This is a genomic window from Brevibacterium sp. GP-SGM9 (assembly GCF_047300845.1).
Classification (GTDB): Bacteria; Actinomycetota; Actinomycetes; order Actinomycetales; family Brevibacteriaceae; genus Brevibacterium.
On sequence record NZ_CP178563.1, the window covers coordinates 3,648,784 to 3,663,643 of the forward strand.

Sequence of the window (14,860 nt, forward strand, 5' to 3'; positions counted from 1 at the left end):
CCCTTCCTGTGGTCCGGGTGCGGCGGTGGGACGCACCCGGACCAGGGTACCGGCCTCAGGGGCGTCTGCGGTGGGCCCGCCACGTGCTGATCTGATCCCAGATGACGATGGCCCAGATCGCGATCACGGTGATGATCTGCTGCACCTCGGCGCCGGCGGGGTTCGTCAGGTCCGGGTGGAGGACCTGCTGCGTGAGCAGAGCGACGGTGAGGAAGATCGCCATCGCCACGTCGAGGACGCTGCCGGTGATGAGCAGTCCGGTTCCCGCCGCGGCGCGGACCAGCTTGATCACTTCGATCACGGCCATGAGGGCGAGAAGGCCCCAGTAGCCCAACAGCCACCCGGTGCCGAGATCCGGATTGACGAACGTCTCACCGCCGTTGAGGTGGCCGATGTAGACCAAGGAGGTCGGGATGAGGGGGATGAGTGCAAGCAGGACCATGAAGATCAGGTTGAGGACCGCCTCGGCGCGGGTCTGGGAGGCTGCGGCGTCCCTGCGGTGCAGATCGGCGACGGTCCATGTAGCTGATCGTCCTCCGGGCAGCTTCTCGGTGGCGCCGCCGTCCATGTTGCGCTCGCCGAGTCCGATGAGGATGGTGATCACGGCGAAGGCGGTGAGGAGGGCGGTGACCGTGTTGCCGATGGTCTGGCCCAGCAGCGCGCCGAGGTGGACCTCGGGAGTGGTGGCGATGTGGACGACGACGTTGGCGAGGATCGTCAGCACCGCCACCGCCGGCAGCACCCAACGCAGCGACCAAATGAAGATCGGATAGGACTTCGGTCCGATGAGGAACTGCGGGGCGTTGCTGTATTCCCGGGATAGAAGGACCGGATCGCCGAGTTCTTCGAGGACTTCCCGTTCGACGGTTGCGGCCCGGTCGTCGCTGGAGGGGTCTGCCTCGCCGAGGCGGTCCTCGACCATGTCGGTGATCGTAGCCGTGATCTCGGCGGCGATGTCGTCGCGGGACTTCTCGGGCAGGTGGGCGATGACGTTGTCGACGTAGGTTTCGGTGAGTGCACTCATGGGGTGCCGTCCTTCCAGAGTTCCGTGATGCTCGTGTTCAGGTCCAACCACCTGGCATGGAGTGCGGCGGCGACTTCGGCGCCGCTGTCGGTGACCGTGTAGTACTTGCGGGGGCGTGCCTGCTCGGTGTTCCATTCGGCTGTGAGCAGGCCCTGCTTCTCGAGCCTGCGCAGGAGGGGGTAGAGGGTGTTGGCCTCGGTGGCGATCCCCGCCTCGGTCAGCGTGGTCAGCAGCGAATACCCGTACTGCGGACGACGACAGGCGACGAGGCTGGCAAAGACGACGGTGCCTCGCCGCAGCTCCTGTTCGTGGGTCGCCAGTGCCTGCTCTTCGTCCTCGTTCATACGTCACACGATAGTGTGTGACGCACACTATTACAAGAGGCGGGGTATAGATTGATTCGGAAGGTGCTCCGGCTTGGGTGAGTGCCCGGACGGCGATCGGTTGGTGCTGAACGTGTTCATGTGTGCAGCGCCGACGGTCGTGGTTGGCGGCTTCGGCTCAGAGTGAGGTCGATATGTCCAAGCCCTATGCCCTTGCCGGACTCGTGCTTGGTCTTGCTGTGTTTGCGGGAATCTTCATCCTGCTGCTTCCGGGCTTGTTCGAGCATGCTTCATCCGGCCGGGTCTGGGTCACTTGGGTGATATTCGGTATTGCTGTGGCGTTCGGGGCAGGTTTGATCCTGGCCCGATCTCGGGGGCGGCGAGATTCTGGAACTCAGTTCTGATGGTCGAGCAGGTCTGATGGTGGAACCTGCCGTCTGAAAGGGCGGTCCGTGCATCAGGTTCTCAGCGGCCTTGTGTGACGTCTCGGTTGTGGTGCAGCGACTACGGTGATTCAACCGGGATCCATGGTTCGGTCCAGTCCCATCACGGCCTGCCGAGCGCCGGCCGCATTCTCCATGATTGGGTGGCGAATGGTCGCTTTACCAGTTGATGTCTACCTGAGGATGCCGACCGGTTCCTCTGAAGGCGACACTATCGAGTAGTTTGCTCGTCGTCCGGACCACTGGATTGTGGTTCGCGGGCATGGTGTTCACCTGACTTCCACAACTGATCGAGAACTTGGCGGAACTACTTGAAGAAACGAAGCAAACGACAGATAGCGACGAGCAACGAGGCAATGAGGAACCCGCCCGCGAGAATGAACAGGAAGAGAGCGGGGGCGATCCAGTGGGTTTCGACTTGGTCGAAAGTGGCGGTTGCACTACTCACCATTTGATGGCAAGCGGCTGCTGGGGGAAACGGATTCATCGTGACTCCATATGAGGCGACTTCGGTTCCCGGTGGAGGCGTTGCGCAGCCCCGCCCTCCTGCAATCCCATTCAGAATGTGAGTCTGTAGGTATCCAGCGACGTACGAACAGACGACGAACGCGAGTCCGACTCCAGCCAGAGGCCACGGGGAGAACAGTCGTTTCCATCTCGCCGCTTGCCGCCCCAATGCTTTGATCACTTCAGTGCTTTCGGTCACTTGGCGGCATGCTCGCCCCAAGAGCTATGGGTCGGAGTGCGCCAATTCCGGTCATCTCCCAACAAGAGTACATAGACTCATTTGTTTACCGTCGGCGACGCTCCTGGTCCTGTCTCCGCAACCATCGCCGTGCGGTCGCGCCTACTCCGCCAGGTCGAGTGAAGGAGTCGGACGGCGGAAGCCGCGGGTGACGAACGCGAGGTAGCCGGTGCCGAGGATCAGCCAGATCAGGCCGAGCAGCAGCGTCCGCGGGGACAGACTCGTCCACAGCCACAGGGTGAGGCAGAAGCCGATTCCCGGCAGTACGACGAAGCTGAGGACGGCAGCGGTCCCACGCCGTCCTTTGTCGATGATGAAGTGCTTGATGACCGAGAGGTTGACCGCGGAGAACGCGATGAGCGCACCGAAGCTGACCATCTCCGAGATGAACCCGAGGTCGACGGCCAGCGCGAGGAGGGAGACCACCCCGACCGAGAGAGTGGCGAGCACCGGGGTATGGAAGCGCGGTGAGAGGCGACCGAAGAAGCCCCTCGGGAGCACGCCGTCGCGACCCATGGCGAAGAGGATGCGCGAGACCGAGGCCTGGGAGGTCAGCGCGGAGCCGCAGGCGCCGGCGACATAGGCGGCGGTGAAGAAGATCGTGAGGAACTGTCCGCCCGCGGCGGCCATGACATCGAGGGCACCGGAATCGACGTCGGCGAAGTCGTTCGAGGGGTAGACGAGCTGGGCGAGGAAGGAGAGGAGAATGTAGATCAGCCCGCCGGTGATGGTGGCGATGACGATCGCCCGCGGCACGGAGGCCTTCGGGTCCTTCGCTTCCTCGGACAGGGTCGACACGGCATCGAAGCCGAGGAACGACAGGCACAGCACGGCGGCTCCGGCCATCACATTGCCGAAGCCATCGGCGGTTCCGTCGCCGGTGAACGGGGCGGCGAGGTCGACGGTGCCGGTCCCGGCCATCGCGGAGATCCCGAGGGCGGCGAAGGTGAGGATGAAGATCGCCTGGGCGGCGATGATGACGATGTTCGCCCGCGCCACGGACACGATGCCGATGATGTTGAGCACGGTGACGAGGATGATCGCGGTGAGGACGAAGACCCAGCTGGAAATCGCGGGGAATGCCGCGGAGAGGTAGATGCCGATGACGAGGTAGTTGATCATCGGCAGGAACAGGTAGTCCAGCAGCAGCGCCCACCCGGCGACGAAGCCGATCCCCGCACCGAAGCTCTTCTGCGTGTACGTGTACGCCGATCCCGCGAAGGGCATCTCGCCGGCCATCTTCGCGTAGGAGCGTGCGGTGAAGACCATCGCGAGCAGCGTGATGACATAGGCCAGCGGCACCCGTCCGCCCGTGATCTCGGTGACGATGCCGTAGGTCGTGAAGACCGTCAGCGGCACCATGTAGACGAGCCCGAAGCAGACCAGGGACGGCACGCCGAGGGCTCGTCGCAGCTGTCCCTGACCTGCGGAATCGGGGTCGGGATCAGTGGTGGGGTGGGAACGGGGCATGATGGTCCTTCCGATCAGGCCGATGCAGACACGGCGACGCCGCCGAGGTAGGTGCTGAGAACAGGGGCCGCCGCGAGTTCGCGGGGACTGAGGGTGCGCGGATCGTGCGCGAAGACGACGAGGTCCGCGCTTGCTCCGACCGTGATCCGACCCCACGGCGCGGGGGAGGCGTCCGCGAAGCCCTGGTGGGCCACGGCCGTGGAATAGGCGTCGAGGGCGTCTGCGATGTCGAGGATCTCGGCAGGGGTCCACCCGTCGGCGGGGTCGCCGTCCTCGGTCTGTCGGCTGATCGCGATCGCCAGGCCTTCGACCGGCGTGCCCGAGGTGCATGGCCAGTCCGAACCGAAGGCCAGTCTGCCTCCGTCAGCGAGGATGCTGTGCATCCGGTACTGCTGCGCGGCCCGATCCTCGCCGAGGCGGGGCACCGTGAGAACGGTCATGAGATCGTCGAGCTGTGCCCACAGGGGCTGCATGTTCGCGATCACGCCGAGTTCCGCGAAGCGGGAGAGGTCTGCGGTGTCGACGAGTTGGGCGTGAGCGATGACGGGGCGACGATCGCGCGGACCGTTGGCGCCGATGGCCGACTCGATCGCATCGAGGGCCTGTCGCACCGCGGCGTCGCCGATCGCATGGATGTGGACCTGGAAGCCGGCGGCGTCGACCGCGCGCACCGCCTCGGCAAGGGTTTCGCCCTCCCAAACCCGCAGGCCGTGGTTGTGCAGGGATGAGCAATAGGGTTCGAGCAGGGCACCGGTCTCGTTCTCGACGACGCCGTCGGCGAAGAACTTCACGGTGTGGGCGGTGAGCATCGGATCGGCCAGGGCCCGCACGCGCTCCCGGGCGGCGATCATCGCCGGCAGCCGCTGGGCGAAATGCCGTGGATCGGCATAGAGGGCGAGGTTGAAGCGGGTGGAGAGTCGTCCCTGCTGCGATGCCGTGACGTAGGTGTCGACGTCGGCCGGTTCGACCCAGGCGTCCTGGACCCAGGTGACCCCGCGTTGCAGGTAGTAGGCACTCGCCCGTTCGAGGGAACGCAGGCGCACCGATTCGTCCTGCGGCGGACGGACCGCGTCGACGAAGTCGACGGCACCCCACTCCCGCAGTGTTCCAAGCGGGGAGCCGTCGGCGCGGCGGGGGATCTCGCCGAGTTCCGGTTCCGGAGTCTCGGCGGTGATGCCGGCGAGTTCGAGGGCCCGGGAGTTGCACCACACTGTGTGATAGTCCCAGGCGCGCAACACGACGGGGCGGTCGGGGACGGCCTCATCGAGCCAGCGGGCGTCGAAGAGCCCGCCTTCGACGAGGCTGCCGTCGTAGGAGGCGCCGGTGATCCACTCGACCTCTGGGTTGTCCTCGGCGAAGCGGCGCACCTCGGCGACGATCTCCTCGACGCTCGCGCACGAGCGCACCTGCGGGCCTTCGGCCTCGAGGCCGCCGAAGATCGGGTGGGCATGTCCGTCGGCGAAGGACGGCATGAGGAATCCGCCGGAGAGATCCACGTGTTCGACGGAGGTCCGATCCGACTCGGCCATCTCGGCGAGAGCTGACTCGCAGTCCGCCTGTCCGACGGCCGCGATGACACCCTCGCGGACGAGGAGAGCTTCGCTCGGCTCCGCCTCGGCGCCGAGCCAGATGGTGCCGTTGTCGAAAAGGGTGGTGGGCACGTCTTGTCCTCCAGGGCTGAGGTCGGCGATGTGTACGAACAGTGTTCGTGTTGTGACCTACAGCACGATACACTCCAGGTGGGGTCTGCGGGAAGAGGTGATGAGATTTCATGAGGCTCAATCGTGAACGACTGGTGGCGGCCGCGTTCGACCTCGTCGATGAGGAGGGCGCCGAGGCGCTGTCGATGCGCATGCTCGCCGCCCGGGTCGATCGGCAGGTGTCGTCGCTGTACAACCATGTTGCCGGCAGAGGAGAGCTCATCGAGGCCATGCGTGCTCGGATCGTCGAGGGCATCGACATCGTTCCGTTCGCCGACGCCGACGCCGACGGGGGCACTGACGGGGGAGAGGCGAGCTCCTGGGATATCGCCCTCGAGAGGTGGGCGCGGTCCTACCTGCGTGCCTTCGCCGCGCATCCGAATCTCATCCGACTGCTCGCAACGACATCGATTCGGGATCGATCGACCTATGCGATGTACGACTCGATCGTCGCCGGTCTCGAGCGCGGAGGATGGCCGGAGGGCCAGGTGATCGCGGTGATCAGAACCGTCGAGGCGCATGTGCTCGGTTCCGCGCTCGACATCGTCGCTCCCGGTGACATGCTCGACCAGACCTCCGTCGACCCGCACTTCAGCTATGTGCGCAGCGCACTCGACCCGCGCAATGCCACCGCTTACGGAGCCACCGCCGCCTTCGAACTCGGACTGACCGCGCTCATCGACGGTCTGCGGCTGCGGTTGGAGGCGGCTAATCCAAGTGATCGCACAGGTGGATCCGATGGGTGATGCCGAGCACTGGACGCTGATCCATACTGAGCGCGCGCGACTTGCGGAACTGCTCGACCGGCTCGATGCCGAACAGTGGCATGCCCCGACGCTGTGTGCCGACTGGAGTGTCGAGGAGGTGGTGGCGCACCTGAGTGCTGCGGCGAACACCGGTCGCTGGGCGTGGATTCGCAGCATCCTCGCCGCCGGGTTCGATCCGGCCAAACACAATGCTCGCCTGCTCTCTCGCTACCGGGGCCGCAGTCCGTACGAGACACTCGCGACCTTCCGCGTATCGATCACCGCGACCATCGCCCCGACAAAGGACTATCCCGCCTTTCTCGGCGAGGTCATCGTCCACGGCCAGGACATCGCGCGACCACTCGGGCTGAAGCTGATGCCAAGTCGTGAGGCGTTGGTGGAGGTGGCGCGCTACTTCGCCAGCAAAGACTTCGCCGTCAACAGCAGAACTCTCATCAAAGGACTGACCCTTGAGGCTGACGATGCCGACTTCTCCGCAGGTGATGGGCCGCAGGTGACCAGCAGTGTCCTTGCCCTCGTCATGGCGATGGCCGGACGGCCGAGTTTCGCAGCCGACCTCACCGGTGCAGGCAGCGAGGAACTCCGGCGCCGCATTGCCGGAACTTGAAGGCTCTGGCGGCCCGGCCGCTGGCCGAGTCCCGGCAGCCGGCAGGGTCCTGTCCGCTGGCGTTCGCCGTCGGTGCAGATGAGGTGCGGGCAGAGCCGAGCCACTGACGATGATGCCGAGGATCGTCGCCACCGTCATGCCGATCGGCATCACCCTGCCGAATGTTCTGAGCAGGCCCCTCTCGAAGGTGAGCTGATCGTGAGGATGGAGCCTGCGGTTGACCGGATGGACGAGCGCAGCGGTCCCGAACTCTGCGCAGCCGACGATCAAGCACGGCCTGCGGGAGGGCCTGCTGCAGCCGGGCAGGCGGACGAGCGCAAACCAGGTGGTCTGCGACACCGATCACCTCGAGCGACTTCGCCTCATCCCAGCCTCGGCGACCGTCGCGGGACTTCCCCTGGCCAAGGTCCGCCTGGTCATCGATACTGTCGACCGAGGATCATCCGTCCTCGACGCGATGGCGGTGGTTCCGGACACGCTGGTGGGAGAGTCGGGCGAAGGCGAATTCCCCGGGGAAGGCGGTGGCACTCCTCGCCCGCATCGTCGCCGAGCGAGGTTGGGCCAGCGCGAAGAATTCTCCGGCCTACGCGATTGCCGTGCGTGCGGATCGGTGAGCTGGAGAAGGAACAGCTCGAGTTCATCCTCGCTCGCATCGATGAGTACGCCGAGGCGACGGATGCCGTGGCGCGCACCGATCTCGATGCCCTCGTCCTGCTGGCCCAGCAGCACCATGCGGGGGCCCTGGGTCCGGAAACGTGACCTGCGGGCTCAGAGCTTCGGTTCGCCCCAGACTCCCACGGCAAGGAACACCAGTCCGACCATCAGCGTCAGCCCGGTCGACCACGGGCGGGTATCGACCCCTGCGAGACGGGAGAAGAATCTCGTGATTCTCGTCGAGACGGACGGGAACCGTCTCCATGCCCATGCGAGGAGCACATAGGGCGCGAGCATCGCGAGGACGAACACAGCGTAGGAGAACACCCGGAGGGCATCATCCTCGCTGACCGCTCGCATCACCCGTGCCGCGAGGTACATCGTGGCGAATCCGCTGAAGCCGAGGAGGGTGTTCGTGGCACCGATGAGCGTCATCTCCCAGGCTCTGCCGCTGGGTCGACTGCGGGGCCGTCTCGGCGTGGGTGACCGTCGCAGACGCAGTCCCATGATGATCGCCGCGATGACGAAGACGGCACCGGCTGCGAGGTCGACGCTGCGGTGGACGAGGAGTCGCTCGACATCGCCTCTGAGCAACGCTTCGAAGGTCCGCGGATCAACGACCTGGAGAAGAAGCAGGATGAGGGTGGCACCGATGGTCAGGCCCAGCAGCATGAACGCAATCGCGCGATAGGCGCGGGTGACGCCGGTGAGCACACGCAGGGTCTCGGCGACGAGAGTGGGGCTGATCCCCATCACCACCCCGAGACCGGCGAGACTGGCTCCGGCGCCGAGGAATCGGAGGATTTCGCTTTCGATCATGGTCGAGGGGTCAGGCGATCACTCCGGTGGCGCATCGTAGGTGACCCAGTTCGTCTTCGTCGCCACCTGATCGTAGAGCACCTGCGCCTGCGCATTGTCTGCGGCCGTGATCCAGCGGACCACCGAGCGGCCCTCGTCCGCGGCGATCTCCTGGAGTCGGGCGATGAGGGCGCGGCCGGCCCCGCTTCCACGTGCCTCGGGGTCGGTGAAGAGGTCGTCGAGCCAGATGCCGACAGTGCCGGTCGAAGGACGTGAGAAGCGGCGGTAGTCGGCGATCGCTACGATACGGCCATCCGCCTCGGCGACGAGGCCGTTGCACTCATGTTCGCTGTCCGTGAGCCACCCCCACACCCGGGAGACGACGTCTTCGGATTCGGGAAGATGATAGAACTCGCGGTAACCACGGAAGAGCTCACGCCACCGGGCTTCGTCGGCAGGGACGACGGGACGGATGGTCAGCGGCAGATCGGATGCCATTGCGGTGGGGTCCTTCCTCGGGTCGAAGCACGGCGACGTGCAGGGCAACACTACGCGAAAAGGCCCCCGACCGGGAAGATGATTCCCGGCCGGAGGCCGATTTCGCTGTGTACGCGAGGGGGGACTTGAACCCCCACGTCCGCAGACACTGGAACCTAAATCCAGCGCGTCTACCAATTCCGCCACTCGCGCGCGACGCCCTCAAGATTAGCAGGGCGGGCACGCGATGCTGAAAACGCGGATGCCGCGTCTCCCGGTGCAAAGGAGGCTCTCAGGCTGCGTCGATGCCCAGTGCCTTGCGGACTCGGGCGACGTGTCCGGTGGCCTTGACGTTGTACTGAGCCAGTTCGACCGCACCCTCGGCGTCGACGACGACCGTCGAGCGGATGACGCCCTGGACGACCTTGCCGTAGCTCTTCTTCTCGCCGAAGGCGCCCCACTCTTCCATCATGGTCTTGTCCTCGTCGGAGAGCAGGTCGAAGTTGAGACCCTCCTTCTCCGCGAACTTCTTCAGCTTCTCCGGCTTGTCCGGGGAGATGCCGAGGACGACGAGACCGGCGGCCCCCAAGGCCGAAAGCGAATCGCGGAAGTCGCAGGCCTCGGTGGTGCAGCCGGGAGTCATCGCGGCGGGGTAGAAGTAGACGACGACGCGCTGGCCCTTGAACTCGCTGAGCGTGACGGACTTCCCGTCCTGGTTGACCAGGGTGAAGTCAGGGGCGGTGTCGCCGACCGAAAGGCGTGGCATGTGTTCTCCTCTTCTCGAGCTGATGTATCTCGTCACCGTCCACTCTAATGCGAGTGCCGGACACGATCTCATCGGTCCGAGGCACGGCCTCACCCGACCCGAGCCACGACCTCACCGACGGCGATGGCGTCGCCGACCTTCGCCACGTGCTTGAGTGTCCCCGAGGCGCTCGCCTGCACCCGGGTCTCCATCTTCATCGCCGAGAGCACGGCGATATCGTCACCCGCGGCCACCTCGGCGCCGTCATCGACGAGATAGTCGACGAGGCTGCCGGGAACAGGAGCCGTCACGGCACCGGCGTCGGCCGCCTCGCTGCCCGAACCGCTATCACCAGAGGCTGCACTCCCGCCACCAACCGATCCGAGTGCGGCGATCAGCCGGCTCGGCAGACCGATCGTGGTCAGCTTCCCGCCGATCTCGATGTTCATGCGCTCCAGGCTCGAGTCCTCCACCGGAGCGGGCCGGTCCTGAGCTTCGAAGCGGGGGAGGAGCTCCGCCTCGATCCACTGGGTGTGGATGCCCAGGTCCTCGGCGGTGAAGGCGGGGTCGGTCAGGATCTCCAGTGAACACGGCAGCACGGTGGCCGGTCCCTCAACCCTCAGCTCCTTCGCCGCGGTCACAGTCCGCGCGATCGCGGTCGGCCGATCCGGTCCGTGGACGATGAGTTTGGCGAAGAGCGAATCGAAGTCCGGCTGCACGGTGTCACCTGCCCGGACTCCGGCATCCCAGCGCACTCCCGGACCGCCGGGAACGGCCAGCGCGTCGATGCGTCCCGGGGTGGGCAGGAAGCCGCGGCCGGGATCTTCGGCATTGATGCGCAGTTCGATGGCATGCCCGACCGGTTCGGGTGTGGCCGACAGGGACAGGCCCTCACCGAAGGCGATGGCGAACTGTTCGCCGACGAGATCGACGCCCGAGGTCACCTCGGTCACGGGGTGTTCGACCTGCAGGCGGGTGTTGACCTCGAGGAACGTCATGGTTCCGTCGGCGGCGAGAAGGAACTCGACGGTCCCGGCTCCCCGGTAGTCCACCTCGGCGCAGATCGCCTCGGCCGACCGGTGCAGGCGTTCGCGCTGCTCGACGCTTACCCCCGGGGCAGGGGCCTCCTCGATGAGCTTCTGGTTCCGGCGCTGGGCGGAACAGTCCCGGTCACCGACGGCCACGACTCTGCCCTGTCCGTCGCCGACGACCTGGACCTCGACGTGGCGGGGGCGTTCGAGATAGTGCTCGACGAAGCATTCGCCGCGACCGAAGGCCTCCGTGGCCTCACGGGTCGCGGATTCGAAGGCCCCGGCGATCTCGCCGAGGTTCCGCACGATCTTCATTCCGCGGCCGCCGCCGCCGTGGGCGGCCTTGATGATGATCGGCAGTCCGTGCTGCTCGGCGAAGTCCTCGACCTCGCTCGCGCTCTCGAGCGGGCGGTCGATTCCCGGCGCCAGCGGCGCCCCGACTTTCTGCGCCAGCTGACGGGCCGTGACCTTGTCGCCGAGGGCGGTGATCGTCTGGGCCGTGGGCCCGATCCAGATCATTCCGGCGCCCTCGACCGCGGCGGCGAAGTCCGCGTTCTCGGACAGGAACCCGTACCCGGGATGGACCGCCTCGGCGCCGGATTCCTTCGCCGCGGCGATGATGGCATCGATGTTGAGGTAGGTCTCCGCGGCGCTGGTGCCCGGCAGTCCGTAGGCTTCGTCAGCGAGCTGGGCGTGCATGGCCTCGGCGTCCTGGTCGGCGTAGACGGCGATGGAGGTGTGCCCGTGGTGGGCGCAGGCGCGGATGACTCGGACGGCGATTTCGCCGCGGTTGGCGATGAGGATTCTCGACATGATTCAGCTTCCGTCGTTCGATGAGCGGGTGGTCTCTGATGGGGCGGCGGTGGGGCCGGTGGTGAATCGCAGCTTCACACCGGGTGCCAGCTGCCCGGCGAGGTCGATGTCGTCGACGCTGGCGATGATCGGATAGCCGCCGGTCAGCGGGTGATCGGGCCCGAAGAGGACGGGCTGCCCATCGGGCGGGACCTGCAGCGCTCCGGTCACCGCCCCCTCGCTCGGCAGCTCCCCGGTGCGGGAGCGTTCGAGGGGAGTCTCGCCGGCCAGGCGCAGGCCCACTCGGTCGGATTCCTGGGTCACCGTCCACTCCTGCCCCAGCAGGGTCTCGATGCCAGCCGAGGTGAACCAGTCGTCCCGTGGCCCCAGGGTGATGCTCAGCGTCACGGGCTCCCCGGCCTGCGGCAGATCGCGTTCAGTGCTTCTCGGCGCTCCCGGATCGACGGGGTGGGGTGCCGTTTTCGGGTCGCCGAACGCAACGATGTCCCTGGACTCGAGGGCGGCCGGGCCGAGGTGGGCCAGCGTGTCGGCAGACCGACTGCCCAGGGCGGGAGCGGTGTCGATGCCGCCGCGGAAGGCGAGGTACCGGCGGATGCCCCGTTCGGGGGAGCCGAGTTCGAGTTCGTCGCCGTCCTCGAGGCCGAAGGGCTCGCCGAGGCGGGGGTGATGTGTGGTGCCGTCGACGGCGGTCACGGTGATCGGTCCCTTGGCGCCGGTGACCGCGGCGACTCCGGTTCCGGTGATGCGCAGGAGGGCTCCGCCGCCGAAGCTCTCCAGCCCGGCCGCGGTCTCGTCATTGCCGACGAGGCGGTGGGCGAGGCGCAGCGCCGAACGGTCCGCGGCACCAGCGCTCGAGACGCCCATACCGGCGAAACCGGGTCGTCCGAGATCCTCGACGAGCAGTTGCAGACCGGGCCGGAGGACCTCGAAGCGGTGGGCGGAGGCTGGGGTCTCCTCGCTAGCCGAGCCAGCCGACGGAGCGTCCGTCGCTGCGACGCTGCCGACACTCACCGTCTCACGTTCGGCCTCCTGGAAGGTCACGATCGTGCCGGGAACGAACAGGGCCGGGGGATCCCTGTCGAGATCCCACAGGGTGGCATCGGTGCTGCCGATGAGCTGCCAGCCGCCGGGGGAGGAACGGGGGTAGACCCCGGTGAACTCCCCGGCCAGAGCGACCGCGCCCACCGGCACACGAGTCCGCGGCGAGGGCCGGCGCGGGACGTCGAAGATCGGATCGTCGCCGGCCAGATAGCCGAACCCGGGGGCGAAACCGGCGAACGCGACCTCCCAGCTGGCCTGCTGGTGCCGGGCGACCACCTCGGCGGGGGAGAGGGAGAGCAGTTCGGCCACCTCGGCGAGGTCCTCCCCGTCGTAGCGGACGTCGATGGTGACATGTCGGGCCTGACCGGAATCGGCCTCGGTCCGGTCGAGGCCTCTGATCTGCTCTTCGAGGGCCGCGGCGCTGGTATAGGCGGGGTCGAAGCGGATGAGCACGGTGCGGGCGGCGGGGATGAGTTCGTCGACGCCGGTCGGATCGGCGGCCTCGAGCGCGTGGTGCAGGCGCATGGTGGCGCCGAGGTCGGGGCATTCGACGAGGAGGTGGCGCCGGGAGGCGGTGTGGAAGACGAGGTCAGCGGTCATCGGCGAAAGGCCCCTTCTTCAGTGTCGGTGACGAACATCTTCCCCGGTGAGTGGGTGATGGCGAACGGGGGAGCGGACTCGGCGATCGCGACCTGCGGGGTGACGCCGCAGGCCCAGAAGACGGGGACGTCGCCGGGCTGGATAGAGGGGGCGTCCCCGAAGTCGGGGTGGTCGAGGTCGGTGATGCCGATCTGCTCAGGGTCGCCGATGTGGACGGGGGCACCGTGGACGGCGGGGAATCGATCGGTGATCCGCACCGCCTCGGCGACCTGGTGGGCGGGAATCGGGCGCATGGAGACGACCATGTCCCCGCGGACGCGACCGGCCGGGAAGCAGGCGGTGGTCGTCCGATACATCGGCACGTTCCGACCGGCCTCCTGGTGGCGGATCGGGATGCCCGCCGCGGTCAGGCCCGATTCGAAGGTGAAGCTGCAGCCGATGAGGAAGGACACGAGGTCGGGATGGTCGGCCCAGGCCTCGGTGGCATCGGCGACCTCATCGACGAGGGCCCCGTTCTCCCAGATCCGGTAGCCGGGGATGTCGGTGCGTATGTCGCTGCCCGCGGCGAGTGCGGATTCGACCTGCCCGGGTTCGAGGACGTCGATGACCGGGCACGGTTTCGGATTGCGCTGTGCGAAGAGGAGAACGTCGAAGGCCCAGTCCGCGGGCACGGCGATGAGGTTCGCCTGGACGAGTCCGGGTGCCAGCCCCGAGGTGGGGCCATCGAATCCGGCGCGGATGCGGGCGCGCGCCGCGGCTCCGGCCCCTGCGTCGGCGCCGCCGAACCCGGCGTCGGTTCCGGCCCCAGCCCCCGCCTCGGCGTCGGTCGTCGCACTCATCGGTCCGACCCGGCGAAGGCGGCGATGCGCACACCCGAGGATTCGAGGAGTTCGCGGGCGGCGCGGGCCATATCGATCGAGCCCTGGGAGTCGCCGTGGAAGCAGATCGACTGGGCATCGACGTCGACGAGGCTGCCGTCGATCGCTTCAACTTGCCCGGTCTCGACGAGTCGCAGGACGCGGGCGGCGACCGCCTCGGGGTCGTGGAGGACCGCATTGGGCTCGGTACGGGAGACCAGGGATCCGTCCGGGTTGTAGGACCGGTCGGCAAAGGCCTCGGCTGCCACGGCCAGTCCTGCGTCGGCGGCGACGCGGTTGGCCACGCTGCCCGCGAGTCCGAGGAAGACGAGCGAATCGTCGATGGCTGTGATCGCGTCGACGACGACCTTGGCCTGCGCTTCGTCGTGGACGATCGCGTTGTAGAGACCGCCGTGGGGTTTGACGTAGGCGACCCTGCCGCCGACCGCGGCCGTCAGGCCGAGCAGGGCGCCGATCTGGTATTCGACCTGAGCCTGCAGGGTGGCGGGAGGCACGTCGAGGGTCCGGCGGCCGAAGCCCTCGTAGTCGTCGTAGCCGGGGTGAGCGCCGATGACGACTCCGCCGCGGGTGGCGGCGTCGACGGTGGCGCGGATGCCTTCGGGACTGCCCGCATGGAAGCCGCAGGAGACGTTGGCACTGGTCACGAGGCCGAGCATGGCTTCGTCGTCGCTGACGATGCGGTCGGGGATGTTCTCCCCGAGGTCGGAGTTGAGGTCGATGCGTGCTGAGGTGGTGTCGTTCATT

Annotated in this window: 15 protein-coding genes and 1 tRNA gene; 4 read left to right on the forward strand and 12 right to left on the reverse strand. The window is 67.1% G+C overall.

What is annotated here, in order from left to right:
• Nucleotides 1–55: 55 nt before the first annotated feature.
• Together ACH82I_RS16300 and ACH82I_RS16305 are read right to left on the reverse strand one after the other, a co-directional pair.
• Complete coding sequence (locus ACH82I_RS16300) at nt 56–1,024, reverse strand: HAAS signaling domain-containing protein (protein WP_413334133.1); 969 nt, start codon at nt 1,022–1,024, stop codon at nt 56–58.
• A complete protein-coding gene (locus ACH82I_RS16305; RefSeq protein ID WP_230744923.1) occupies nt 1,021–1,368 on the reverse strand; it encodes a PadR family transcriptional regulator in 348 nt (115 codons plus the stop codon). Before ACH82I_RS16305 ends, ACH82I_RS16300 begins: the two co-directional genes overlap by 4 nt.
• 173 nt (nt 1,369–1,541) lie before the next feature.
• Here ACH82I_RS16305 and ACH82I_RS16310 point away from each other — a divergent pair, with 173 nt between their 5' ends.
• Nucleotides 1,542–1,751 carry a hypothetical protein gene (locus ACH82I_RS16310; RefSeq protein ID WP_413334135.1) on the forward strand — a complete coding sequence of 70 codons (210 nt, stop codon included), beginning with the start codon at nt 1,542–1,544 and terminating at the stop codon, nt 1,749–1,751.
• Nucleotides 1,752–2,637: 886 nt separating this feature from the next.
• On the opposite strand, the gene ACH82I_RS16315 is transcribed toward ACH82I_RS16310, so the two are convergent.
• Nucleotides 2,638–4,005, reverse strand: coding sequence for an APC family permease (locus tag ACH82I_RS16315; protein WP_413334137.1), 1,368 nt, complete (start codon nt 4,003–4,005; stop codon nt 2,638–2,640).
• Between the two features lie 14 nt (nt 4,006–4,019).
• Nucleotides 4,020–5,666, reverse strand: a complete 1,647-nt coding sequence (locus ACH82I_RS16320) for an amidohydrolase (RefSeq protein ID WP_413334139.1) — start codon at nt 5,664–5,666, stop codon at nt 4,020–4,022.
• Between the two features lie 110 nt (nt 5,667–5,776).
• On the opposite strand from ACH82I_RS16320, the gene ACH82I_RS16325 reads away from it, so the two are divergent.
• The 3 genes from ACH82I_RS16325 to ACH82I_RS16335 all read left to right on the forward strand — a co-directional run bounded on the left by ACH82I_RS16325 (nt 5,777) and on the right by ACH82I_RS16335 (nt 7,838).
• Entirely contained in the window at nt 5,777–6,451 is a 675-nt protein-coding gene (locus ACH82I_RS16325) for a TetR/AcrR family transcriptional regulator (RefSeq protein ID WP_413334141.1), read from the forward strand.
• Nucleotides 6,444–7,079 (forward strand): maleylpyruvate isomerase family mycothiol-dependent enzyme, encoded by a 636-nt coding sequence (locus ACH82I_RS16330; RefSeq protein WP_230744929.1) that lies wholly within the window; start codon nt 6,444–6,446, stop codon nt 7,077–7,079. Before ACH82I_RS16325 ends, ACH82I_RS16330 begins: the two co-directional genes overlap by 8 nt.
• Before the next feature lie 600 nt (nt 7,080–7,679).
• Nucleotides 7,680–7,838 carry a hypothetical protein gene (locus tag ACH82I_RS16335; RefSeq protein ID WP_230744930.1) on the forward strand — a complete coding sequence of 53 codons (159 nt, stop codon included), beginning with the start codon at nt 7,680–7,682 and terminating at the stop codon, nt 7,836–7,838.
• 9 nt (nt 7,839–7,847) lie between these two features.
• Here the strand turns inward: ACH82I_RS16335 and ACH82I_RS16340 are convergent, their stop codons facing one another.
• The 8 genes from ACH82I_RS16340 to ACH82I_RS16375 all read right to left on the reverse strand — a co-directional run bounded on the left by ACH82I_RS16340 (nt 7,848) and on the right by ACH82I_RS16375 (nt 14,859).
• Nucleotides 7,848–8,552, reverse strand: coding sequence for a hypothetical protein (locus ACH82I_RS16340; RefSeq protein WP_230744931.1), 705 nt, complete (start codon nt 8,550–8,552; stop codon nt 7,848–7,850).
• Nucleotides 8,553–8,570: 18 nt separating this feature from the next.
• Nucleotides 8,571–9,029 carry an N-acetyltransferase family protein gene (locus ACH82I_RS16345; RefSeq protein ID WP_413334144.1) on the reverse strand — a complete coding sequence of 153 codons (459 nt, stop codon included), beginning with the start codon at nt 9,027–9,029 and terminating at the stop codon, nt 8,571–8,573.
• Between the two features lie 110 nt (nt 9,030–9,139).
• Nucleotides 9,140–9,221: transfer RNA gene (locus ACH82I_RS16350), tRNA-Leu, on the reverse strand.
• 79 nt (nt 9,222–9,300) lie between these two features.
• Nucleotides 9,301–9,774 (reverse strand): thioredoxin-dependent thiol peroxidase, encoded by a 474-nt coding sequence (gene bcp / locus ACH82I_RS16355; RefSeq protein WP_413334146.1) that lies wholly within the window; start codon nt 9,772–9,774, stop codon nt 9,301–9,303.
• An 89-nt stretch (nt 9,775–9,863) separates the two neighbouring features.
• Nucleotides 9,864–11,597: an acetyl/propionyl/methylcrotonyl-CoA carboxylase subunit alpha gene (locus ACH82I_RS16360; RefSeq protein WP_413334148.1), complete on the reverse strand. Its 1,734-nt coding sequence runs from the start codon at nt 11,595–11,597 to the stop codon at nt 9,864–9,866.
• Between the two features lie 3 nt (nt 11,598–11,600).
• Complete coding sequence (locus tag ACH82I_RS16365) at nt 11,601–13,238, reverse strand: carboxyltransferase domain-containing protein (RefSeq protein ID WP_413334150.1); 1,638 nt, start codon at nt 13,236–13,238, stop codon at nt 11,601–11,603.
• Nucleotides 13,235–14,077 (reverse strand): putative hydro-lyase, encoded by an 843-nt coding sequence (locus ACH82I_RS16370; RefSeq protein ID WP_413334152.1) that lies wholly within the window; start codon nt 14,075–14,077, stop codon nt 13,235–13,237. Before ACH82I_RS16370 ends, ACH82I_RS16365 begins: the two co-directional genes overlap by 4 nt.
• The gene (locus ACH82I_RS16375) at nt 14,074–14,859 is read right to left on the reverse strand and encodes a LamB/YcsF family protein (protein WP_413334154.1); all 786 of its coding nucleotides are present in this window, start codon (nt 14,857–14,859) and stop codon (nt 14,074–14,076) included. The genes ACH82I_RS16370 and ACH82I_RS16375 overlap by 4 nt, the downstream gene beginning before the upstream one ends.
• Nucleotide 14,860 lies beyond the last annotated feature (1 nt).